The sequence below is a fragment of the Halovivax limisalsi genome (genome assembly GCF_023093535.1).
Classification (GTDB): Archaea; Halobacteriota; Halobacteria; order Halobacteriales; family Natrialbaceae; genus Halovivax; species Halovivax limisalsi.
Genome location: NZ_CP095757.1, coordinates 2,713,307 through 2,737,709, shown reverse-complemented (window position 1 = coordinate 2,737,709; position 24,403 = coordinate 2,713,307). Strand labels below are relative to the sequence as shown.

The window sequence follows — 24,403 nt, the reverse complement described above, 5'->3', positions numbered from 1 at the left end:
TGCTCGGATGGCCGGATTGCGGCGAGTTCTTTGGCCCCGCAGGAGACCGAAACTCGTCCGCGCGCGAGCGAACCTTGCCGCTGCAGGCGCCCGGCTTTTACGCGTGTATCTGATTGACGAAAGACGGATGACCGACCCGGTAGAAATGTCGGCGAAACTCGCCGCCGAGTAGTCCTAATAAATACCTTTTGGGGTTAAGCTTATGCCATCTGAATACAACCATATTAAACACCATCGGAATCGTTTGCCGACTGGTACCGATCCCCGCTGCGGGCCGACGCCCGGGGGATGGCCGATCAGCATGGACCGTCAACCGTCGCACGCGCCGTCGTCCGTCGCAGGTGGAGTTCCTGCGCCGGAGGTCGGTCGACGAGCGATCCGCCTCGATCGACCGAACCCGGGCGCGGCGAACCGTCCGGGCCCGCTCCGTTTCCCGCGATCAGCTCCGATCGACGACCCACCCACCGTGATAGCATGACCAGTGACACCGACACGCTCGAACAACTCAGCACCGCTTACCAACAGTCGATGCCGGCCGACCTTCGCGAGGCGAAGTCCTTCGACTGGTATCTCGACGAACTCACCGCCGATCCGAAGATCGCGCGCAACGCCCACCAGCGTGTCGCGGACATGTTCGACTACTACGGGACGACCTACGACGAGTCCCGCGGCGTCGTCGAGTACCACCTCGCCTCGCTGGACCCGCTCGGCGACGGCGAGAACACCTTCTACGGTCGGGTCGTCCACCAGGCGATCCACGAGTTCGTCAACAAGGTTAAATCCGGATCCCGCCGGCTCGGCCCCGAGCGACGGATCAAGCTCCTCCTCGGCCCCGTCGGCTCCGGGAAGTCCCACTTCGACCGCCAGATCAGGCGCTACTTCGAGGACTACACGATGACCGAGGAGGGCCGGATGTACACCTTCCGCTGGACCAACCTCTGCGACGTGATCAAGGACCAGGATCCGGCCGACGACGTCGTTCGCTCGCCGATGAACCAGGATCCGCTCGTCCTCCTGCCCCTCGAACAGCGCCAGGAGGTCGTCGACGCGATGAACGAGGCGCTGGAGGCGCCCTACACCATCCAGAACGAGCAGGCGCTCGACCCAGAGAGCGAGTTCTACATGGATCGCCTGCTCGCCCAGTACGACGACGATCTGAAGGCCGTCCTCGAGAACCACGTCGAGGTCGTCCGGTTCGTCGCCGACGAGAACAAGCGACAGGGCCTGGAGACGTTCGAGCCCAAGGACAAGAAGAACCAGGACGAGACCGAGCTGACCGGCGACGTCAACTACTCGAAGATCGCCGTCTACGGCGAATCCGACCCGCGCGCGTTCGACTATTCGGGGGCGTTCTGTAACGCCAATCGCGGCATCTTCTCCGGCGAGGAGCTACTGAAACTCCAGCGCGAATTCCTCTACGACTTCCTGCACGCGACTCAGGAGCAGACGATCAAGCCGAAGAACAACCCGCGGATCGACATCGACCAGGTGATCGTCGGGCGGACGAACATGCCCGAGTACAAGGACAAGAAGGGCGACGAGAAGATGGAGGCGTTCAACGACCGCACGAAGCGGATCGACTTCCCGTACGTCCTCTCCTACGAGGACGAGTCGCGCATCTACCAGAAGATGCTCGACAACGCCGACGTCCCCGACATCCACGTCGAGCCCCACACCCTGGAGATGGCCGGCCTGTTCGGCGTCCTCACCCGGATCGAGGAGCCCGACTCCGACCGCGTCGACCTGCTCTCGAAGGCAAAGGCCTACAACGGCGAGATCGACGAGAGCGAGGACGTCGACGTCAAGAAACTCCGCGAGGAGGCCGACCAGGTCGCCGAGATCGGCGAGGGGATGGAGGGCGTCTCCCCGCGCTTCATCGGCGACGAGATCGCCGAGGCGATCATGGATTCGAAACACCGGAGCCGGGGCTACCTCTCGCCGCTGACGGTGTTCAACTTCTTCGAGGAGAACCTCGAACACCACGGCTCGATCGCCGAAGCGCAGTTCGAAACGTACTACCGCTACCTCGAGCAGGTCCGCGAGGAGTACCGCGAACGGGCCATCGAGGACGTCCGCAACGCGCTGGCCTACGACGTCGAGGAGATCAAGCGCCAGGGCGAGAAGTACATGGACCACGTCATGGCGTACATCGACGACGCCACCATCGAGGACGAACTCACCGGCCGCGAGCAGGACCCCGACGAGACGTTCCTGCGAGCCGTCGAGGAGGAACTCGACATCCCCTCGGACCGCAAGGACGACTTCCGCCAGGAGGTCTCGAACTGGGTGTCCCGACGCGCCCGCGAGGGCGAGGCGTTCGACCCGACCGACAACGAACGGCTGCGCCGCGCCCTCGAGCGCAAGCTCTGGGAGGACAAGAAGCACAACATCAACTTCTCGGCGCTGGTCAGCGCCGGGGAGATCGACGACGAGGAGCGCTCGGCGTGGATCGACGCGCTCGTCGAACAGGGCTACTCCGAGGACGGCGCAAAGGAGGTGCTCGAGTTCGCGGGCGCAGAAGTCGCCCGCGACGAGATCGAAGAGCAATGAGCCGCGGAACCGACTACGTCTCGGCGGCCGACCGCACCCTCGAAGAGACCTACGAGGAGCCGCGGAGCCTCGAGGCGTTCGTCGATCACCTCTTCGAGCAGCCGACGGTGGGCGCCCACGCCTCGAAGTACCTCCTCGACGCGATCGAGGCCGCCGGGACGCGGACGGTCCTCGAAGAGGGCGAGCACCGCGAGCGCTACCGCTTCTTCGACGATCCGTACAACGACGGCGAACACGCCGTCCTCGGCAACACGCCGGTGTTGAACGCCTTCGTCGACGACCTGCGCTCGATCGCCGCCGGCCGCGGCAAGGAGGAGACGATCGTCTGGTTCGAGGGCCCGACGGCGACCGGCAAGTCCGAGTTCAAGCGCTGTCTCGTCAACGGGCTCCGTGAGTACTCGAAGACGCCCGAGGGGCGTCGGTACACCGTCGAGTGGAACATCCGGACGGCCGGCGCGGAGGAGCGGGGTCTGAGTTACGGCGTCGACCCGACCGCGACGGACGACGAACACTGGTTCGAGAGCCCGGTGCAGACGCACCCGCTCTCGGTCTTTCCCGAACCCGTCCGCGAGGACCTCCTCGCCCGACTGAACGACGCGAGCGACGATCACGTGCCGATCCGGGTCGAGGCGGGGCTCGATCCGTTCTCGCGGGAGGCCTACGAGTACCTGGAGGAGAAGTACCGCCGGCAGGGCGCGGAGTCCCTGTTCTCGTCGATCACCGACGAGAGTCACCTCCGGGTGAAGAACTACGTCGTCGACGTCGGGCAGGGCATCGGCGTCCTCCACGCCGAGGACGACGGCACGCCGAAGGAGCGCCTCGTCGGCTCCTGGATGCACGGCATGCTCCAGGAACTCGACTCGCGCGGGCGGAAGAACCCGCAGGCGTTCTCCTACGACGGCGTCCTCTCGCAGGGCAACGGCGTCCTGACGATCGTCGAGGACGCCGCCCAGCACGCCGACCTGCTGCAGAAGCTACTCAACGTCCCCGACGAGCGGACGGTCAAGCTGGACAAGGGCATCGGGATGGACGTCGACACGCAGCTGCTCATCATCTCGAACCCGGACCTGGAGGCCCAGCTCGACCAGCACGCCGACCGAAACGGCATGGATCCGCTGAAGGCGCTGAAGCGCCGGCTCAACAAACGGCGCTTTCACTACCTCACCAACCGCTCGATGGAGGTCCAGCTGCTCCGGCGCGAACTCACCGACGAGACGCGCGTCTGGACGACGACGGACCCGGAGGCGATCGCCCAGAAGGTGCGCGAACCGCTCTCCGTGACCGTCTCCGACGGGTCGAGCGGCGGTCGCGAGCGCGAACTCGCGCCCCACGCGATCGACGCGGCCGCCCTCTACGCGGTGGTGACGCGACTGGCCATCGACGACCTGCCGAGCGACCTCGACCTCGTCGAGAAGGCGTTGCTCTTCGACCAGGGCTACCTCCAGCTGGGCGACGAGCGTCACGAGACGGACGACTTCGACTTCGACGACGAGGCCCCCGACGGGACGCACGGCATTCCGGTGACGTACACCCGCGACGTGATCGCCGAACTCGTCCAGGCCGAGACCGACCGGCACCACCCGGAGTTAGCCGTCGAGGACGTCCTCCTGCCGCGGGACGTGCTGGACGCGATGGTGGAGGGCCTGGCCGACGACCCGCTGTTCTCGACGGGCGAGCAATCCGAGTTCGAATCCCGGATCACGCCCGTGCTGTCCTACGTCGAGGAGCGTCAGGCCGAAGACGTGCTAGAGGCGATCATGCACGACCACCGCGTCGACCGCGACTCCGTCGAGGAGTACGTCGCCCACGTCTACGCCTGGGAGACCGGCGAGTCCCTGACCGACGAGCGCGGCGAGGAGATCGAACCCGATCCGCTGAAGATGAAGCTCTTCGAGGTCGAGGAACTCGGAAGCTTCGACGAGACCGAGTACGCGGGCAACCAGCCGAGCGAGGCCGTCGAGTCGTTCCGCCGCGAGAACGTGATCACGGCGCTGAACCGCTACGCCTGGGAGCACCGCGACGAGGAGTTCTCGGCCGCCGACGTCGATCTGACGGAGATCCCCGTCCTGACCGACGTCTTAGAGCGGACCGACTGGGACGACGTCCGCCGGCACTACCCCGACTTCGACCCCGACGCGTGGGACGATCCGCCGAGTTCGACCGAGACGGAGCGCGTGAAGGAGAACGCGATCGAGCGACTGGTCGACTCCTACGGCTACACCGAGGCCTCGGCCGAGCTGACGAGCCGCGAGGTGATGAACCGGGTGAGTTCGAGATGGGACTGAGAGACGACCTCGAGCGGTTCCGGATGGTCGGCGAGTCGAACCGCGAGGATCTGTCCGACTTCATCCAGTACGGCGACCTCGGCCGGAGCGGCGCCACCGACATCAAGATCCCCGTCAAGATCGTCGACCTCCCGGAGTTCGAGTACGATCAGCGCGATCGGGGCGGCGTCGGGCAGGGCGACGGCGACACGCCCGACGTCGGCCAGCCCGTCGGCCCGCCCCAGCCACAGCCGGGCGACGGCGACGAGGAGGGCGAACCCGGCGAGGAGGGCGGCGAACACGAGTACTACGAGATGGACCCCGAGGAGTTCGCCGAGGAACTCGACGAGGAACTCGGGCTCGACCTCGACCCGAAGGGCAAGACCGTCGTCGAGGAGACGGAGGGTCCCTTCACCGACCTCACGCGATCCGGTCCCGACAGCACGCTCGACGTCGAGCGGATGTTCCGCGAGGGATTGAAGCGAAAGCTCGCGATGGCGTTCGACGAGAACTTCCTCCGGGAGCTCTGCAAGGTCGAGGGCATCACCCCGCGCGAGGTGTTCGAGTGGGCCCGGGACGAGCGACTCCCGGTCTCGATGGCCTGGATCGAACGCGCGCACGAGGAGGTGGCGGACGAACGCGGCGCCTGGGACTCGATCGCCGAGGTCGAGGCGAACGTCGAGCGCGAACCGGTGAGCCGCCGGATCCGTCGCGACGGCATCGACCACGTCCCGCTGCGCCGAGAGGACGAACGCTATCGCCACCCCGAGATCATCGAGGAGAAGGAGAAGAACGTCGTCGTCGTCAACATCCGCGACGTCTCCGGTTCGATGCGCGAGACCAAGCGCGAACTCGTCGAACGCGTGTTCACGCCGCTGGACTGGTACCTGACGGGCAAGTACGACAACGCGGAGTTCGTCTACATCGCCCACGACGCCGAGGCCTGGCGGGTCGACCGCGGCGACTTCTTCGGCATCCGATCGGGCGGCGGGACGAAGATCTCGAGCGCGTACGAACTGGCCGACGAGGTCCTCTCGGAGTACCCCTGGAGCGACTGGAATCGCTACGTCTTCGCGGCGGGCGACTCCGAGAACTCCTCGAACGACACGGAAGAGCGCGTCATCCCGATGATGGAGGAGATCGACGCCAACCTCCACGCCTACGTCGAGACCCAGCCCAGCGGGAACGCGATCAACGCGACCCACGCCGAGGAACTCGAGAAGCACTTCGGCACCGACGCCGAGGACGTCGCCGTCACGTACGTCAATTCGGCCGACGACGTGGCCGACGCCATCTACGAGATCCTGAGCACGGAGGGTGAGACGGATGAGTGAGACCGACGAGACCGACACGACGGACCGAGACGCGACTACCGACCGAACCGAGACGGCGCCGCTTTCGGACACCGTCCGCAAGCGCGCGATCGCGACCGACCTCGAGGAGCCGGTGTCGGCCGCGCGAGCCCTGGCGACGAAACTGGGCCTGTCACCCTACCCCGTGCGGTACTGGGTCGTCGACTACGACGAGATGAACGAACTCATCGCCTACGGCGGGTTCCAGCGACGCTATCCGCACTGGCGCTGGGGGATGCAGTACGATCGCCAGCGCAAGCAGGATCGCTACACGGGTGCGCGAGCCTTCGAGATCGTCAACAACGATAACCCGTCCCACGCGTTCCTCCAGGAGTCGAACGCGATGGCCGACCAGAAGGCCGTCATCACCCACGTCGAGGCCCACGCCGACTTCTTCGCGAACAACGACTGGTTCGGCCTCTTTACCGAGCGCCGGTCGGGCGACGACGCGGTCGACGCCGCGGCGATGCTCGAACGCCACGCTCGCACGATCGAGAACTACATGGCCGACCCGGAGATCGACCGCACCGAGGTCGAACGCTGGATCGACCACGTCCTCACCCTGGAGGACACGATCGACCAGCACCGCGTGTACCGCGACCGGCTGGTTCGCGACGCCGACGACGAGGACGTGGACGACGACCTCCGCGAGAAACTCGACGAGCTCGAGATATCCGCGGAGGTGACCGAGCAGGTCTTCGACGACGAGTGGCTCGACGCCCGCGAGGCCGAAGCCGAACGGGGGCCCGACTCCGCAGCACCAGAGTCCGACGTGCTCGGGTTCGTCCGCGAGTACGGCATGCAGTACGACCGCGAGGAGGACCGGGCGGTCGAGATGACCGACTGGCAGCAGGACGTTCTGGAGCTGCTGCGCGAGGAGGCCTACTACTTCGCGCCCCAGAAGATGACGAAGGTGATGAACGAGGGCTGGGCCGCCCTCTGGGAGTCGCGGATGATGACCGACGAGGCCTTCGCCGGCGACGACGAGGTGCTGGCGTACGCGGACCACATGGCGAAGGTGCTCGCCTCGCCCGGTCTGAACCCGTACAGCCTCGGGTTCGAACTCTGGCAGTACATCGAAAACGTCACCAACCGCCGCGACGTCCTCGAACAGTTGCTCCGCGTCGAGGGCCTTACCTGGCGGTCGCTGCTCGACGACGTCGACTTCGCCGACGTCCTCGAGCGCCTGGAGCCGCCCGAGGCGATCGCGTCGATCTCCGCCGACTCGCTCGACGCCCTCGAATCGGTCCCCGACGCGTGGGTCGATCGGGAGGCGCTGGAGGCGGCCCGCGCGGGCGAGGTCGACGTCGATCGGTATCCCTGGCGCGTGCTCACGTACGAGGGTCTGGCCCGCCGGCACTACTCGTTGGTCAAGCGGGCCAACCGGTCGGTCCTCTCGCGCGTCTCGCGCGACCAGCTCGAACGCATCGATCGCTACCTCTTCGAGGACGACCGCTACGCCAGCGTCGAGGAGGCGCTCGATAACGTGACCTACACCGCGGGCTGGGACCGCCTCTACGACGTCCGCGAGAGCCACAACGACGTGACGTTCCTCGACGAGTTCCTGACGCCCGAGTTCATCCGGACGAACGACTACTTCACCTACGAGTACTCGCGGGCGACCGGGGAGTTCCACGTCGCCAGCACGGACCCCGCGGACGTCAAACGCAAACTCCTCTTGCAGTTTACCAACTTCGGCAAGCCGACGATCACGGTCGCCGACGGCAACTACGCCAACGCGGGCGAACTCCTGCTCGAACACGAGTACAACGGCATCGAACTCGACTTCGCCCAGGCCCAGGACGTCCTCGAACGCCTCTTCGAACTCTGGGGGCGCCCGGTGAACCTGCTGACCATTCGCAAGGAGATCGACGACCACGACGTGGAGGTCGCAAAGCGTCGCAACCGAGAACCCGAACCGGAGGAGCGCGGGATCAAACTCCGCTACGACGGCGAGGAGGCGAGTGCGGAGCGGGTCTCCTGGGACGAGGTCGAGCACCTCGCCGCGGACGACGTCGACTACGACACCAAGCCCGAGGACTGGCTCGCCTGACCCGCACGACGCACCGGTTCGACGGTCCGACGACTCGTCGGGAGCGTCGAGTCGCCACATGAGGCGCGGAATCGGCCGATCGCCGTTACGACGACGGGTCCGTCGTCGGACCACCGTTCCGGCGGAACGAATTTGTGCGTGGGAGTCGCCGGCAGCCGTATGGAACTGCGGGTCGAGACCGACGCTCGCACGACGACCGTCGACGTCACCGACCGGGTCGCCGACGCGATCTCGCCGGACTGTGATACGGGTACCTGTACGGTCTTCGTCGAGCACACGACGGCGGCGCTCGCGATCCAGGAGAACGAACCGCGGCTACGCGAGGATATCGAGGGGTTTCTCGCCGACCTCGTCCCCGACGAGGGCCACGCCCACGATCGACTCGACAATAACGCGGACGCCCACCTGCGCGCGACGATACTGGGACCGTCCGTCTCCGTGCCGATCCGGGACGGATCCCTCGCGCTCGGCACCTGGCAGTCGATCCTGCTGGTCGAGTGCGACGGCCCGCGCACGCGACGGCTGTCGCTCACTGTCCTGGAGGGGTAACGGGTGGCGTGCGATCTCGGCGCGCCGCCCTCCCGGTGCGGGACCGCGAACCGCGCCGTCATTCGAGGAGATTATTCTGGAAATCGGTCATCTCGGTTCCCGTCGCGAACGCGATCGGATCCTCGACGTCTGCCGCACCGATGACGACGGCGAGCATCTCGTCGTCCGGCTTCTCGATGGTCGCCGAGACCGAGGCCGCGGATTCGCCATCCACCTCGTGGCCGTCGGCCAGGGCGACCCGCACGTCGTAGGTACCCGCGTCGGTCCAGACGTCCTCGAAGACGCTGGCTCCATCTTCGTCGGTCGAGGCCGTCGAGCCGTCACCGTTCTCCCCGCCGGGCGGCAGGTCGAAGGTGGTGTCGAGCGCGGACTCGCCGCTCGGGGCCGTGATCACGATCGAGCCATCGAGGCGATTCGTCGTCTCGTTGAAAACGTTGACGTCGCCGAGCACCTGATCGCCGATCCAGTTGACGAGGTCCGAGCAACCGGCCACGCTACCGGCCGCAACGGTTGCGACCCCGCCGAGGAGTCGACGCCGATCGACGGCGGCGCTGTCACATCCCATACTGACGGCGAGATGGTGTAATATAATCAACGTTTCGTTGTCCGTCTCACGTCATCGGTGGTCGTCCGCGTCGGCAGTGAGGGCGGACCCCCGATATTGATGCGGCCGAGCGCCCTACGTCCACCCATGCCAGGAACCGCGAACTTCGACTTCGAGGAGACGGTCGCGATCGTCACCGGGGCGACGGGCACGCTCGGCGGTGCCGTCGTCGATCGCTTTCACGACGCCGGCGCGACGGTCTGCGGGATCGACGTCGCCGAACCGGACCCAGCGGATGGGACGTTCGAGGGCGATCGCCGGCACTTCTATCGAGCGGACCTGACCGACGAGGCCGCCGTCGAACGCGTCGTCGACAGGGTCGTCGACGACCACGGCCGACTCGACGCGCTCTGTAACGTCGCCGGCACCTGGCGCGGCGGTCAGCCGATCGACGAGACGCCGCTCTCCGAGTTCGACCTCCTCGTGGACGTCAACCTGAAGACTGCGTTTCTCGCGAGCAAACACGCGTTGCCGGCGCTCCGGCAGACGGACGGTGCGATCGTCAACGTCAGCGCCCGCTCCTCGCTCGAAGGCGGCGAGGGCGACGGCCCCTATCGCATCTCGAAGGCCGGGATCCGGCTGCTGACCGAGACGCTCGCCGCGGAGAATCGTGGGACGGTGCGGGCGAACTGCGTCATGCCGAGCGTCATCGACACGCCGACGAACCGCGAGATGATGCCCGACGCGGATCACGAATCGTGGGTCGATCCGAGCGAGATCGCTGACGTGATGGCGGTGCTGTGCAGCGATGCGACGACGGTGACGAGCGGAGCGGCGGTACCCGTCTACGGCAGGGCGTGAACACGTCGCGTTAGTCGCTTCGATGCCCGATTCCGGTCCCCTCTCGAGGGAGCGGGCTCAGTCCGGTGTGCAGGCCTCGTCGTCGAGTGGCACCGCCTTTAACCGTCGAGTGATAGCGAGTGGCGTGGGTTTGGGTTGCTACCATCAACAGCAACCTGCCACCTACCGCGGAATATTCAGTTCGATTTACACGGCGGTAGCGTGAAGTATAATACCCATCGGCATAGACACGCAGACAGGCATGGGTGTGAATCTCAGTGAGGGTCGATTTTCGGACAGCGCATCCGCTGTGCGGGATCGGCTTTCACAGACATCTGGTGCGGACATCGTCGGCCTCTTCCTGGGCCTGCTGATGGGAGTACTGGTGCTCGATCTGGTCCGCCAGTTGGTGATCGGGACCATAACGGCCACGTCGTTACTCGAGTACCTCTGGTGGGGGATCAGGGATTCGATGTACATCGGTCTCGCAGCGGTCGGACTCTCGATGACCTACAGCATCCTTCGATTCGCGAACTTTTCGCACGGGGACCTGATCACCACCGGCGCCTTCAGCGGTTGGGCCGCCGCGTATCTCGTCGGCGGCTGGGGCCTTGCCAGTGTCGGCGAACTAGTACTGGTTCGTGCGAAATCGGGCGGCGTCTCACCCGGGGATGTCGGGTTACAGGTGTTCGCGTCGCCGCTGGTGATCCTGTTCGGTTTACTCGTCGCCGGTGCGATGACGGTGCTCGTCGCGCTGGCGATCGATCGACTCGTCTACAAGAAGATGCGAGATCAGGGCGGCATCTCGATGCTCATCGCGAGCGTCGGCGTCGCGCTGGCGCTGCGGTACCTCCTCGCCGTCATCTTCACGAATAGAAAGCGCGGTGTAACCGCGAGCACGCCCGATATCGGCCCGTTCACGGCCCACGAGTTGACGCTCGTCGTCATCGCGGTCGTCCTCATCGTCGGCTTGCACCTCCTGTTACAGCGGACCAAACTCGGGAAGTCGATGCGCGCGATGGCGGACAACAAGGATCTGGCGTTGATTACGGGGATCCCAACGGAACGCGTCATCACGGCCACGTGGATCATCGGCGCGGCGTTCGCCGGGATCTCCGGTTACCTCATCGTCCTCGACCGGGGTTCGATCTCGATCAACCTCGGCTGGTTACTCCTGTTGATGATCTTCGCCGCCGTCATCCTCGGCGGAATCGGTTCGATTTACGGGGCGCTCGCCGGGTCGCTCGTCATCGGGATCACGGTGAACATGTCGTTAATCTGGATTCCGTCGGATCTCTCGAAGGTCACCGCATTCGTCCTCATGATTCTGATACTGGTGTTCAAACCGAACGGCTTGTTAGGGGGTGTGGAGACGGCATGAGTTCCGAAACTGACGCCGACGCGGACGGCGAAGAAAATGCGCCGACGCCGATGGTCCGTCCGAGCTGGTTTTTGGACCTGGGCAGGATCACCGCCGTCGTCGCGATCACGTACGTATTTTTCTTCGGCCTCGGCTTACTCGCCGGGCTGGATGTCAACTTCATTATGAGCTTTCTCCAGCGTATCACCTTCTACGGGGCGATCTTCGCTATGGGCGCCCTCGCGCTGAACCTCCACTGGGGGTACACTGGCATGTTCAACATCGGCGTGATCGGCTTCATGGGCGTGGGGGCCTACTCGATGTCTGTCGTGACCGCCTCGCCGAGCGGCTCGCCGGCCGGCCTCGGCCTTCCGATTCCCGTCGGAATCCTCGTCGGGTTCCTGGTAGCCTGTCTCGCCGGGTTTATCATCGCGCTCCCCGCACTGCGTGTCCGCGCGGACTATTTCGCGATCGTGACCCTGGGATTCTCGGAGATCGTCCGATTACTCGTGCTCTCCGATTCGCTCAGTAATTTGCCCGGTGGACTGGGGACCGGTGGCGGCCAGGGAATCAGCGCCCCGAGAACCGACAGCGTGGTCTCGTGGTTACAGGGGACACCACTGATCGGGGACGTCATCGATTCCATCATCTCGGTCGGGGTTAGGCTGGGCGGGATTCCGGACTCCGTGATGGAGAACTACATCTATACGTTCATCCTGATCGGGTTCGTCATCGTGATCTTCCTGTTGCTGACCAGAATCGCGTACTCGCCGTTCGGTCGGGTGTTGAAGGCGATTCGCGAGGACGAACTCGCCGCGAAGTCGCTCGGGAAGCGGACGGATCGAACGAAGATCGTCGTGTTCGTCCTCGGGTGCGGGCTGATGGGTATCGCCGGCATGCTCTGGCTCGGTCAGCGGACCCTCGTCACCCCGAACCACATCCGCCCGATCTGGACGTTCTACATCTTCGTCGCGCTGATCGTCGGCGGTTCGGGGTCGAACACCGGCAGCGTCATCGGCGGCTTCGTCTTCGCCGCGTTCGTCAACGACGGCCCGCGATATCTCCAGCGCGTCATCGAGTCGTACAGAGATCAATCCGCCCCGGCAACCCTCGCCGACGCGGTCGCCTCGCCCGATTCGCTGGCGCTGCTCGATTACCTCGTCAACGCGATGGACGAAATCAGGTACATCATCCTCGGTGTTGTCCTGATCCTCTTGATGATATACCGACCGCAAGGACTGCTCGGCCACCGCAAAGAGATCGCCGCCGCGGTCGATCTCAGCCGGCACGACCCTGCCGGTGGCGTGGGTGGACCCGGCGAGCCCGTCAGCAGTGAACCCGCCGGAGGTGAGCCGGATGAATAGCGTAGAATCCGGTAACACTGACCAGGTTTCCGCTCACGACGAATCGGCAGCGGTAGCGGAATCAGCGCAGTCGGTCGACGAGGCGGTCCTCGAAGTGTCGAACCTCCGGAAAACGTTTGGGGGAATCGTCGCGGTCGATGAGACGAGCTTCTCCGTCGAGCGCGGCTCAATAACGGGGTTGATCGGACCGAACGGTGCCGGCAAGTCAACGACGTTCAACTGTATTACGGGCGTCTACGAACCGGACGGGGGATCGGTTACGTTCGACAGCGAAGACGTCACTGGCTGGGAACCCCACCAGGTCGCAAATCGGGGCCTCGTTCGGACGTTTCAGATCGCACGCGAATTCCCCGAGATGACCGTCCTCGAGAACATGATGCTCGCTCCAAAAGGCCAGCTCGGTGAACATCTCTGGCGATCGGTCCTCCCGGGAGCGCGCTCGGCCGTCGTCGAACAGGAAAAAGCTCTCAGGGATCAGGCCTGGGAGATGCTCGAATTCTTCGAGATCGATCACCTCGCCGAGGAGTACGCGATGAACCTCTCCGGCGGGCAGCGGAAACTGCTCGACCTTGCACGCGCCCTGCAGACGGATCCGGAGATGCTCATGCTCGACGAACCGATGGCAGGGGTCAACCCCACGCTCGAGGAGAAGATCCTAGACCGGATCCACGACCTTCGCGAGGACGGCTACACCTTCCTCATCGTCGAACACGATATGGACCTGATCATGGAGAACTGTGAACACGTGATCGTGATGCACCAGGGGAGCGTCCTCGACGAGGGGACGCCGGAAGCGATCCAGTCGAACGAGCAGGTTATCGAGGCGTATCTCGGAGGTGAGGTCGAATGACCTTACTGAACGTCTCGGACCTCGACTCGGGATACGGCGATCTGCAGATTATCGACGGCGTCGATATGCGAGTCGAGGACGGGGAGTACGTCACCATCGTCGGCCCGAACGGTGCCGGGAAGTCGACCGTCATGAAATCGGTCTTCGGTCTCACGACGTACATGGGCGGTTCGATCGAATTCAAGGGCACCGAAATCAGCGGGTATCGCCCGGAGGACATCATTTCGACCGGTATCGGGTACGTTCCGCAGAGCGACAACGTCTTTCCGTCGATGACGGTGATGGAGAACCTCGAGATGGGCGCGTACATTCTCGACGAGGTTCCACAGGAGCGCGTCGATCGGATCTTCGATCGATTCCCGATTCTCGAGGAGCGGTCCGACCAGACCGCCGGCGACCTGAGTGGCGGTCAGCAGCAGATGCTCGCGATGGGTCGAGCGCTCATGCTAGATCCCGACCTCCTCCTGCTCGACGAACCGAGCGCGGGCCTCGCGCCGGATCTCGTCCAGGACATGTTCGATCGGATAGATCGCATCAACGATGATGGGACGGGCGTTCTGCTGGTCGAGCAGAACGCGAAAGAGGCGCTCCGCAGGTGTGACCGCGGTTACGTGCTCGTCCAGGGCCAAAATCGATACGAGGACACCGGAGACGCGTTACTCGCGGACGAACAGGTTCGGCGAGACTTCCTCGGCGGATAACGGATCGTCGCTGTTTTTGTGACCTGCGGACCGGCGCGCAATCTGCGCGCGTCAGGACACGAGTAACCGCAACCCAACCTGGAGCGGGCGCGAGCGACCCGCCCGTTTCGACCGATCTTCGCGGACGTGATCTCGTCGCGCGTCGGCAGTCGAGACGAACCGCCGCACCCAGACGGCGGTGACGGATTTGGCCCTCCCCGGACGCTGCCCGGGTCCGTCGAAACCCTCATTGCCGAGTACCCGGCCTTACGTACTCCCAGTCTCACGGGCGCGGCTACTGCACATCCGAGCTCGTCGCGAAAAATTGTCGAGTTACGAGGCGCCGTCAGGCTTCGTAGGTGACGCTACGATCGACGGAGTAGCCGTCCATGGTGTAGCTGCCGATCTCGTACGTAACGGCGGACGGGTTACCGTTATCGAGGAAGTCGACGGGACCGGAAGCGCCCTGGTAGTTCAGCGCGTCGCCGTCCTGGGCCATCTCGACCGCTTCGGGGAGGTTACCCGGGCCGACCTCCTCGCCGTCGGGGTTGGCCACCTCTCGGACGTTTTCGGAGATCGTCGGACCGTCCACCTCACCGCCGTAGAGGGTGGCGAGAATCAGGACGGCGCTCGCGTCGTACGCTTGCGCGTTGAAGACTCCAGGCGCGGTGTCGTACTCGTCTTCGTAGAGGCTCTTGAAGGAATCGATGCCTTCGCCGCCTGCACCGGGGGCCGTCCCGATGACGTTTTCCAGCGGATTGTCCACGTTCGAGGGGAGATTGTCGTCGATGAGCCCGTCGGGAACGAGAATCGGCATGTCGTTGTCGTAGTTCTCGTAGAACTCGCGGAGGATCACCTGTCCGGCCTCAGGGTAGCCGACGATCATCAGCATATCGGGATCCGTTCCGGCCGAATTCTCCAGCTGGGACGTAAACGAGGTATTGCTCGAGTCGAAGGAGACTTCGGCGAGGATTTCGGCACCGCGCTCCTCGCAACCGGCGACGAATTCGTCGTTGAGGCCCTGCCCGTAGTCGTTGTTGAGATAGAGCGTCGCGATCGTACTCGCGCCCTGATCGTTGACGGCGATCTCCGCCATCGCGTCGCCCTGCCAGGCGTCGCTCGGACAGGTTCGAAGCAGGTAATCCCCGTTCATGCCCGTGATGTCCGGACTGGTACTGGCCGGCGAGATGCCGACGACCTCGTTCGGGATGAGGATGTCGTTCGCGACGTTGATCGTGACGGACGACGACGCAGCCCCGGTGATCGCCGGGTACCCCGAGTCGACGAGCGTCTGGGCCTGACTCACGCCGACTTCGGGTCTCGTCTCGGTATCTCTTCGACCGACGTCGATGGTGAGGTCGGTTTCGGATTCGAGCTGCCGTGCTGGCAACTCTGCGCCATCCGCGATCGGCGTCCCGAGCGATCCCAATTGGCCCGATTCCGGCTGCAGAATACCCAGCATCGGTTCGACATTCCCACCGCCGTTCGACCCGCCGCCGAGCGCATCGAGACACCCAGCAAGTGAGAGCGTTCCAGTTGCACCTATCCCCCCGAGCACCTGCCGCCGATTCAGCTTGCGTGCCATAGGGTACCATATAGCGGTCCATTATAAAGTACTTATGTTTTTATTTCAATTAGCAAATATGAGTCAAATTTACCCTCCTTCAGTTATATACTGCCTTGTAATTCAAACCAGAGGGTCGAATAACGTATGTTATTCCATATTGATCTCGTTCCTCTTCTCGAAATCTAAGCATCTCGATTGAGCGGACCCTCGCTCGGTCTCGGATAGTGGGCGATCCCGACTAACTGTCGTGAGTACCAGCCCCGGGGTCTCGATATATTCTTTGATCGCAGACCGTGGTGTGTGGAGCGCTTCGGTCGTGGTAGAATCTGACCGGTTGGATTCGTTCGCCGGACCGGTGCGATTCGTGGCGCAACGCGGACCTCGATTGCGACCCGTTCACCGGGTGAACGTGCACCCGTTGCGTCTTCAGAATACTTTTTGCCCGGCTAGTGCATCCTCCCACCAATGAGCGTCGGACGGAGGGTCGACGGATGACGATGGAAGAGCGAATCGAGGAACTCGAGTCGCTTCGCGAGGAGGCGTTGCTCGGCGGCGGCGAGGAGCGCATCGAGCGCCAGCACGAGAAGGGGAAACTGACCGCCCGCGAGCGGATCGAGTACTTCCTCGACGACGGAACGTTCACCGAGTTCGACCAGCTGCGAACCCACGAGGAGACGAACTTCGGAATGGACGAGAAGCAAATCAAGGGCGACGGCGTCGTGACCGGCTACGGCGAAGTCGACGGTCGACACGTCTTCGTCTTCGCGCACGACTTCACCGTCTTCGGCGGGTCGCTCGGCGAGGTGTTCGCCGAGAAGGTCTGTAAGGTGATGGACACGGCGATGGAGGTCGGCGCGCCGGTCATCGGCCTCAACGACTCCGCGGGCGCGCGCATCCAGGAGGGCGTCAAGAGCCTCGCGGGCTACACCGAGATCTTCCGCCGGAACCAGCAGGCCAGCGGCGTGATTCCACAGATCTCCGCGACGATGGGACCCTGTGCGGGCGGCGCGGTCTACTCCCCGGCCATCACGGACTTCATCTTCATGGTGAAGGACACGAGCCACATGTACATCACCGGGCCCGGCGTCACGAAGACCGTCACCGGCGAGGACGTCACGCACGAGGAACTCGGCGGGGCGATGACCCACGCCGGCGAGACCGGCGTCGCGCAGTTCGCCTGCGAGTCCGAAGAGGACGCGCTGGACCAGATTCGGCGCCTCCTCTCGTACCTTCCGCAGAACAACGTCGAGGATCCACCGCGGGTCGATCCCTGGGACGATCGGGATCGGCGCGACGAGGCGCTCGAATCGATCGTTCCGGACAACCCACAAAAGCCCTACGACATGACCGACGTCGTCGACACGGTTGTCGACGAAGGTTCGTTCTTCGAGGTCGCCGAGAACTACGCGAAGAACATCGTCGTCGGGTTCGGCCGCCTCGACGGCCGCTCGATCGGGCTCGTCGCGAACCAGCCCCGGGTCAACGCCGGGACGCTGACCGTCGACGCCTCGATGAAGGCCTCGCGCTTCGTCCGCTTCTGCGATTCGTTCAACATCCCGATCGTCACGTTCGTCGACGTCCCCGGCTACATGCCCGGGACGGATCAGGAACACCGCGGGATCATCCGCCACGGCGCGAAGCTCCTCTACGCCTACTCCGAGGCGACCGTCCCCCTCCTCACCGTCATCACGCGCAAGGCCTACGGCGGCGCCTACTGCGTGATGGCCTCGAAGAACCTCGGCGCGGACGTCAACTACGCCTGGCCGACCGCCGAGATCGCCGTCATGGGACCGAAGGGCGCGGTCAACATCCTCTACCGCGAGGAACTCGCCGAGGCCGACGACCCCGACGCGCTCCGGGAGGAGCTCATCGAGGAGTACCGCGAGGAGTTCGCCAACCCCTACACCGCGACGGACAAGGGCTTCCTCGACGACGTCATCCGCCCCACCGAGACTCGCCCGCGGCTGATCTCGGACCTCGAGATGCTCCAGTCCAAGCGCGAGGAGACGCCCGACAAGAAACACGGGAACATCCCGCTGTGATGGGGCCCGATCGATGAGTCGAAACGAACCTCCGAAATCGGCGGACGGCGACGGTGAAACCGTAACGAACGACGCGAGCGGGGACCAGCCCGGCGCGGCGAGCGCGGAGCGAGCGGCCGAAACCGACGCCGCGATTTCGCTCGCGGAGGACGTCTCACTCTCGATTCCGTCGTCCGCGACCCCGGCGGAAGCCGCCGCCATCGCGGTCGCGATCGGCGCGCACTTGCGCGATCGCGAGCGGGCGGCAGCAGCGACGGAGACGGACGGCGAATCGTGGGATGGCAGACGCTGGGCGTTCGCCGGCCGTCTCGCGGCGATATCGAGCAGTTCGGGCCGCGTCCCGTCGGCCGCTCCGACGGATCCGTGGACGGCCGCGGGCCGGTCGGATCGATTCTGAGGTCCGCTCGCGAACTGCCGCGAGGTCCGGGCAGCGGGCGTTCGACCCCGGCTGCCGGGGTTCGACAGTCGTCGGCGGTCGCGTGGGCGTGTCCGGACGCTTTCACTTCCCGCGGCGGGTCCGTCGCCGTCCGCACGTTCGTGTGCCGACTCAATTGCGAAAAAGTAAGGTACGGCCCTTACGAGCGTTCGAGCAGGAATGTTTCGGAAGGTTCTGGTAGCGAACCGCGGTGAAATCGCGGTCCGCGTCATGCGGGCCTGCGAGGAACTGGGCGTCGAGACCGTCGCGATCTACTCGGAGGCGGACAAGAACGGCGGGCACGTCAGGTACGCGGACGAGGCGTACAACGTCGGCCCGGCCCGCGCGGCCGACTCGTACCTCGATCACGAGGCCGTCATCGAGGCCGCGCAGCAGGCCGACGCGGACGCGATCCACCCCGGTTACGGCTTCCTCGCGGAGAACGCCGCGTTCGCCGCGAAGGTCGAGGAAACGGAGGGTATCACCTGGGTCGGCCCCTCCAGCGACGCGATGGAGAGCCTGGGCGAGAAGACGAAGGCGCGGACGATCATGGACGACGCGGACGTGCCGATCGTCCCGGGGACGACCGATCCGGTCGACACCGCCGAGGCGGTCGAAGAATTCGGCGAGGAACACGGCTTCCCGGTCGCGATCAAGGCCGAAGGCGGCGGTGGCGGTCGCGGGATGAAGGTCGTCGAGTCGGCCGACGAGGCCGCCGACAAGCTCGAGAGCGCCAAGCGCGAGGGCGAGGCCTACTTCGACAACGACTCGGTCTACCTCGAGCGCTACCTCGAGAACCCGCGTCACATCGAGGTGCAGATCGTCGCCGACGAGCACGGCAACGTCCGGCACCTCGGCGAGCGCGACTGTTCGCTCCAGCGCCGTCACCAGAAGGTCGTCGAGGAGGGTCCTTCGCCGGCGCTGACCGACGAAATCCGCGAGCAAATCGGCGAGGCGGCCCGGCGCGGCGTCGCCGCAGCCGACTACACCAACGCCGGCACCGTCGAGTTCCTCGTGGAGGAAGACCCGGACCGCGACGGCCTGCTGGGTCCCGACGCGAACTTCTACTTCCTGGAGGTCAACACCCGGATCCAGGTCGAACACTGCGTGACCGAGGAGATCACGGGCATCGACATCCTCAAGTGGCAGCTCCGGATCGCCGCGGGCGAGGAACTCGACTTTTCGCAGGATGACGTCGCGTTCGACGGCCACGCGATCGAGTTCCGCATCAACGCGGAGAACGCCGCGAACGACTTCCAGCCCGCCTCCGGGGGCACGCTCACCACCTACGACCCGCCGGGCGGCGTCGGCGTCCGCGTCGACGACGCGATGCGCCAGGGCGACGAACTGGTCACCGACTACGACTCGATGATCGCGAAGCTGATCGTCTGGGGCGCGGATCGCGAGGAGTGTCTGGCCCGATCCCAGCGCGCGCTCGCGGAGTACGACATCGAGGGCGTGACGACGATCGTCCCCTTCCACCGGCTGATGTGCACCGACGAGCGCTTCGTCGAGGGCACCCACACGACGAAGTACCTGGACGAGCACATCGACCGCAGCCGGTTCGAGGAGGCCCAGGAGCGCTGGGGGCCGGACGAGCCGTCGGCCGAGCCCGAGGACGTCGACGTCGTCGAACGCGAGTTCACCGTCGAGGTCAACGGCAAGCGCTTCGAGGTCGACCTCGAAGAGCGCGGCGCCGCGCCGCTCGCCAACGGCGGTGGCGGGGGCTCCGCGCAGGCCCAGCGACCGTCGCAGGGGTCCGGCGGCGGCGCAGACGCCGGCAGCGAGACCGCCGACGTCTCCGGCGACGGCGAGTCGATCGCCGCAGAGATGCAGGGGACCGTCCTCTCCGTCGAGGTCGAGGCGGGCGACGAGGTCGCCGCCGGCGACGTGGTCCTCGTCCTCGAGGCGATGAAGATGGAGAACGACGTCGTCGCCTCGCGCGGCGGCACCGTCGGCCAGGTGCCGGTGAGCGAGGGCGACAGCGTCGACATGGGCGATACGCTGGTCGTGCTGGAGTGAGGGTACGGAACCGGCGATGGCCGTTCTCGCGGTCGGTTTCTTGACCGAGCCGTCTGCATCCAGCCGGCTGGGGAGCGGCCGGACGATTCATCGGTCAGTCGGGGTGACCGTCGTCTGTCGTTGGAGAACGGCCCGTCTGGTCCGCTCGATTTACCAGCAACCGACACGATACCGACAGAGTTCGAGTTTCCTCATTCTTTTGGGGTGATCTTCAGCTCCGTCGTGCTGGGATCGAGCGGTCGGGCCGTGGGCCGGGCCACTCAGAAGTTATTTCCTTCCGGTTCGCGATGGGTCGATATACCAAATGTCGGACGCGTCTCCACCGGAGAGAGCCTCGGCAGATCCGGAAACGGGTGGAGCGGAATCGCCCGCGCCGACGATCGAGGATCTCTTCGCGGGACTGTCCGATCTGGCGGACGACGCGACCGGCTCCACCGCGCGAGACGAACTCGGAGATATCGAGCGGTTGCTCGTGGAAGCGCACGATCGGGGGCTCATCGACTCGCGAGAGCGCGAACTCCGGCTGCGCGACGTGGCGGAAGCGTTCGTCGGTAGCGTGATCTTCGCCGCACCGCTTCTCGTCGAGGACGGCGTCTTCGACATCGCCGACCACCTCTTCGCGTCCACCGTTCACGGTATTCCGGTATTTCTCCTCGCCAATACGCTGTTCGTCGTGCTCATGACGTACGCACTGGTCGAGTGGACCGGGCGAAACACGATCGAGACGGTGGTTCCCTTCGGAATCGTCCCGCTGCGCGTGGTTATGACCCTCGCCGTCTCGTTTCTCGTCGCCGTGGTCCTGATGACGGTCTGGGGTCGCGTCGGCGGATGGACGTCTCCGATGGAGGCGGTCGCCCGCATCAACGTGATCTGGACCGTCGGATCGCTTGGTGCCGCCCTCGGTGACATCCTCGCTGATGGAGCCGACTCACGGGCTCCCATCGCTTCGGGTGAAGCGGCGGAGAACCGTCTTCCCGGACTGTCTCCGATCGACGTACCGTCGGGCGACGATTGGAGGGACCCACTCCACCAGATTTCTGACGGTGAACTGCTGGACGCACTTCACCGGGAGTTCGCCGACCTCGAATCGGTCTTCGGCGACGCTGCCGACCGGCGGGATGCCGACCGACTTCGGGAACGGACGATCCGGGCAGCGTTCGACGATGCGTCCGACGACACGATTCAGAAGTACACCTCCAGAGACGTCGCAGAGGCGTTCGTCGGCAGTATTTTCTTCTCGATTCCGTTGCTGGTCGAGGACGGCGTGTACGACGTGGCCGATTTCTTTCTCTCGTTCCGGGTCGGATTCGTCCCGATCTACCTCCTCGTCAACGCCGTCTTCGTACTCCTGATGATCCTGGCACTCGTCTACTGGGCTGGTCCACAGGACGTTCGAATATCACGCCCCATATTCGGCGTTGTCCCCCGTCGGCTGGTCGGGATCGCGCTCGTTTCCTTCCTGACGGCCGCGGCCCTCACGACGATGTGGGGTCGCGTCGCACACTGGGACGACCCGGTCGTCGCACTGGCCCGGATCAGCGTCGTCTGGACCGTGGCGTCGTTCGGTGCTGCCCTCGGCGACATCCTCCCCGGTGAGAGCTCCGGCGCCGACATCAACGACGAGCTGGAGGCCCTCGGCGACGCGGCGAGAGATCGAGCGGCCGCTCCCGATTCGCGCGATAGTTGAATCGATCGATTCACTCCGACGTGGCGATCTCGAAGGACGACGCCGTTGCAGCCTCGATGGGTGGACGAGCGCGGTCCGGCTCCGGACTGCGGACGGACGACCGGTGGGATTGGCCGGTCAGGAAAAGTGGTCGAACTCGATCCGGCCCCGTGTTAGCCCTTTGAGGCTGTGCGACGTAGCCGGTCGCATGAAGAACGTCGACGATCTGATCGAGGGTGCGGCCGAACTGGCCGAGCAGGGCCTCTCGCGCGGCGAAATTGCGGACGAACTCAACGTCTCGCGCGAGACGGCGAGCTGGCTCGTCGAACGCAGCGGAACGGATGCGGTCGATGCGGGGTCGACAGCGGCTACGGGAGCGGACGCCGGGAGCAGTCCGCAGGACATCCACGTCGACTGGTCGGCGATCGGCCGCGACTCGCGTCGACTGGGCGCGATCGCCGTGGCGATGGCCGATCTGCTCGCGAAACACGGCGAAGACGTCGACCTGACCGTCGGGATCGAGAAGGCGGGCGGCCCGGTCGCCGCCCTCGTCGCGCGCGAACTCGAGACCGACCTGGCGACGTACACGCCGGCGAAGCACCAGTGGGAGGAGGGCGACATCGACGAGCTCGCCGGTTCGTTCAGCCACAACTTCGCCGGGATTCGCGATCGCGAGTGTTACGTGGTGGACGACACCATCACCAGCGGGACGACGATGGGCGAGACGATCGAGGCGATCCGGGCCGAGGGCGGCGAGCCGCTGGCCTGCGTGGTACTGGCGGACAAACAGGGACTCGACGAACTCGACGGCGTGCCGATCTACTCGCTGTTGCAGGTGATCAGCGTCGGCCGGGACGACGCCTGAGTTCGTCCCGACGTCGCCGTCGTTCTCGGCGAACCCGAAGGGACCGTTTCGCACGGAACAGATCCGCGTTCCGACCGGTCGCGTTCGCTGAACCAACAGCTACAACGGTCGACGTGCTTGGACGCCCCATGGGAATCGACTACAGCGCGCTTCGGGATCCGAACGCCGAGTACACGATGCGCGATCTGGCGGCCGACTCGATGGGACTCTCCGCCGAGCGCGGCGGCGGACGCGACGTCGAGATCACGGACGTCCAGACGACGATGGTCGACGGCAACTTCCCGTGGACGCTCGTCCGGGTGTACACCGACGCCGGCATCGTCGGGACGGGCGAGGCCTACTGGGGGGCCGGCGCGCCGGAGTTGGTAGAACGGATGGTTCCCTTCCTCCGGGGGGAGAACCCGCTCGACATCGATCGCCTCACGGAGCACCTCGTCCAGCGGATGTCGGGCGAGGGCTCGATCGGCGGCGTGACGGTGACGGCCATCTCGGGGATCGAGGTGGCGCTGCACGATCTGGCGGGGAAGATCCTCGAGGTGCCGGCTTACCAGCTGCTCGGCGGGAAGTACCGCGACGAGGTTCGGGTCTACTGCGACTGCCACGTCGAGGGCGACGGCGAGGCGGGGCCGCCGACGGCGGCCGCGGCGGGCGAGAATCCGCCGCCGGCCGAACCGCTCGCCCAGGCGGAGGAAGCCGAACGCGTCGTCGAGGAGCTGGGCTACGACGCGTTGAAGTTCGACCTCGACGTGCCCTCCGGCCACGAGAAGGACCGGGCGAACCGCCACCTTCGCGACGCGGAGATCGAGCACAAGCGCTCGATCGTCGAGGCGGTCACCGAGGCCGTGGGCCACCGGGCGGACGTCGCCTTCGACTGTCACTGGTCGTTCTCGGCGGACAGCGCGAAGCGACTGGCGAGAGCCCTCGAACCGTACGACGTCTGGTGGCTCGAAGATCCCGTCCCGCCGGAGAACCACGACGTCCAGCGGGCGGTGACGCAGTCGACGAGCACGCCGATCGCCACCGGCGAGAACGTCTACCGCACGCACGGCCAGCGCCAGCTCCTGGAGGAGGGCGCAGTCGACATCGTCGCCCCCGATCTCCCGAAGGTCGGCGGGATGCGGGAGACGGCGAAGATCGCCGACCTCGCGGATCTCTACTACGTTCCCGTGGCGATGCACAACGTCTCCTCGCCCGTCGCGACGATGGCCAGCGCCCAGGTCGGTGCGTCGATCTCGAACGCGCTGGCCGTCGAGTTCCACTCCTACGAACTCGGGTGGTGGGACGATCTGGTCGAAGAGACCGTCATCGAGGAGGGGTACATCGAGATCCCCGAGGAACCGGGTCTCGGCGTCACGCTCGATCTGGACGTCGTCGCCGAGCACGTGGTCGAGGGCGAAGAACTCTTCGACGAGGCCTGATT

Annotated in this window: 18 protein-coding genes; 16 read left to right on the top strand and 2 right to left on the bottom strand. The window is 65.3% G+C overall.

The genetic code is table 11. From position 1 onward, the window contains the following. Positions 1-474 precede the first annotated feature (474 nt). The 5 genes from MXA07_RS12720 to MXA07_RS12700 all read left to right on the top strand — a co-directional run bounded on the left by MXA07_RS12720 (position 475) and on the right by MXA07_RS12700 (position 8,768). Positions 475-2,550 (top strand): PrkA family serine protein kinase, encoded by a 2,076-nt coding sequence (locus tag MXA07_RS12720; RefSeq protein WP_247728970.1) that lies wholly within the window; start codon positions 475-477, stop codon positions 2,548-2,550. Beyond that, positions 2,547-4,835, top strand: a complete 2,289-nt coding sequence (locus MXA07_RS12715) for a PrkA family serine protein kinase (RefSeq protein ID WP_247728969.1) — start codon at positions 2,547-2,549, stop codon at positions 4,833-4,835. The genes MXA07_RS12720 and MXA07_RS12715 overlap by 4 nt, the downstream gene beginning before the upstream one ends. After that, positions 4,826-6,148: a YeaH/YhbH family protein gene (locus tag MXA07_RS12710; RefSeq protein WP_247728968.1), complete on the top strand. Its 1,323-nt coding sequence runs from the start codon at positions 4,826-4,828 to the stop codon at positions 6,146-6,148. Before MXA07_RS12715 ends, MXA07_RS12710 begins: the two co-directional genes overlap by 10 nt. Then, positions 6,141-8,219: a SpoVR family protein gene (locus MXA07_RS12705; RefSeq protein WP_247728967.1), complete on the top strand. Its 2,079-nt coding sequence runs from the start codon at positions 6,141-6,143 to the stop codon at positions 8,217-8,219. Before MXA07_RS12710 ends, MXA07_RS12705 begins: the two co-directional genes overlap by 8 nt. A gap of 159 nt (positions 8,220-8,378) precedes the next feature. Continuing rightward, positions 8,379-8,768 carry a secondary thiamine-phosphate synthase enzyme YjbQ gene (locus MXA07_RS12700; RefSeq protein WP_247728966.1) on the top strand — a complete coding sequence of 130 codons (390 nt, stop codon included), beginning with the start codon at positions 8,379-8,381 and terminating at the stop codon, positions 8,766-8,768. A 58-nt stretch (positions 8,769-8,826) separates the two neighbouring features. On the opposite strand, the gene MXA07_RS12695 is transcribed toward MXA07_RS12700, so the two are convergent. Then, positions 8,827-9,333, bottom strand: coding sequence for a hypothetical protein (locus tag MXA07_RS12695; RefSeq protein ID WP_247728965.1), 507 nt, complete (start codon positions 9,331-9,333; stop codon positions 8,827-8,829). A gap of 126 nt (positions 9,334-9,459) precedes the next feature. Here MXA07_RS12695 and MXA07_RS12690 point away from each other — a divergent pair, with 126 nt between their 5' ends. From MXA07_RS12690 to MXA07_RS12670, 5 genes are all read left to right on the top strand, one after another. Beyond that, the gene (locus tag MXA07_RS12690) at positions 9,460-10,173 is read left to right on the top strand and encodes an SDR family oxidoreductase (protein ID WP_247728964.1); all 714 of its coding nucleotides are present in this window, start codon (positions 9,460-9,462) and stop codon (positions 10,171-10,173) included. A 352-nt stretch (positions 10,174-10,525) separates the two neighbouring features. Then, positions 10,526-11,533: a branched-chain amino acid ABC transporter permease gene (locus MXA07_RS12685; protein WP_247728963.1), complete on the top strand. Its 1,008-nt coding sequence runs from the start codon at positions 10,526-10,528 to the stop codon at positions 11,531-11,533. Further along, a complete protein-coding gene (locus MXA07_RS12680) occupies positions 11,530-12,876 on the top strand; it encodes a branched-chain amino acid ABC transporter permease (protein ID WP_247728962.1) in 1,347 nt (448 codons plus the stop codon). The genes MXA07_RS12685 and MXA07_RS12680 overlap by 4 nt, the downstream gene beginning before the upstream one ends. Then, positions 12,869-13,726 carry an ABC transporter ATP-binding protein gene (locus MXA07_RS12675; RefSeq protein ID WP_247728961.1) on the top strand — a complete coding sequence of 286 codons (858 nt, stop codon included), beginning with the start codon at positions 12,869-12,871 and terminating at the stop codon, positions 13,724-13,726. Before MXA07_RS12680 ends, MXA07_RS12675 begins: the two co-directional genes overlap by 8 nt. Next, on the top strand, positions 13,723-14,427 hold the full coding sequence (locus MXA07_RS12670) for an ABC transporter ATP-binding protein (protein ID WP_247728960.1): 705 nt from the start codon (positions 13,723-13,725) through the stop codon (positions 14,425-14,427). The genes MXA07_RS12675 and MXA07_RS12670 overlap by 4 nt, the downstream gene beginning before the upstream one ends. A gap of 325 nt (positions 14,428-14,752) precedes the next feature. On the opposite strand, the gene MXA07_RS12665 is transcribed toward MXA07_RS12670, so the two are convergent. Continuing rightward, the gene (locus MXA07_RS12665; RefSeq protein WP_247728959.1) at positions 14,753-15,991 is read right to left on the bottom strand and encodes an ABC transporter substrate-binding protein; all 1,239 of its coding nucleotides are present in this window, start codon (positions 15,989-15,991) and stop codon (positions 14,753-14,755) included. A 479-nt stretch (positions 15,992-16,470) separates the two neighbouring features. Here MXA07_RS12665 and MXA07_RS12660 point away from each other — a divergent pair, with 479 nt between their 5' ends. From MXA07_RS12660 to MXA07_RS12635, 6 genes are all read left to right on the top strand, one after another. Then, positions 16,471-18,015 carry an acyl-CoA carboxylase subunit beta gene (locus MXA07_RS12660; RefSeq protein WP_247728958.1) on the top strand — a complete coding sequence of 515 codons (1,545 nt, stop codon included), beginning with the start codon at positions 16,471-16,473 and terminating at the stop codon, positions 18,013-18,015. 13 nt (positions 18,016-18,028) lie between these two features. Continuing rightward, the gene (locus MXA07_RS12655) at positions 18,029-18,412 is read left to right on the top strand and encodes a DUF8022 family protein (protein ID WP_247728957.1); all 384 of its coding nucleotides are present in this window, start codon (positions 18,029-18,031) and stop codon (positions 18,410-18,412) included. A gap of 198 nt (positions 18,413-18,610) precedes the next feature. Then, entirely contained in the window at positions 18,611-20,452 is a 1,842-nt protein-coding gene (locus tag MXA07_RS12650) for an acetyl-CoA carboxylase biotin carboxylase subunit (RefSeq protein WP_247728956.1), read from the top strand. Positions 20,453-20,756: 304 nt separating this feature from the next. Next, positions 20,757-22,139, top strand: coding sequence for a hypothetical protein (locus MXA07_RS12645; RefSeq protein ID WP_247728955.1), 1,383 nt, complete (start codon positions 20,757-20,759; stop codon positions 22,137-22,139). 187 nt (positions 22,140-22,326) lie between these two features. Continuing rightward, positions 22,327-22,983: a transcriptional regulator GfcR gene (gene gfcR, locus MXA07_RS12640; RefSeq protein ID WP_247728954.1), complete on the top strand. Its 657-nt coding sequence runs from the start codon at positions 22,327-22,329 to the stop codon at positions 22,981-22,983. A gap of 128 nt (positions 22,984-23,111) precedes the next feature. Next, positions 23,112-24,401 (top strand): mandelate racemase/muconate lactonizing enzyme family protein, encoded by a 1,290-nt coding sequence (locus tag MXA07_RS12635; RefSeq protein WP_247728953.1) that lies wholly within the window; start codon positions 23,112-23,114, stop codon positions 24,399-24,401. The last annotated feature ends 2 nt before the right edge of the window (positions 24,402-24,403 follow it).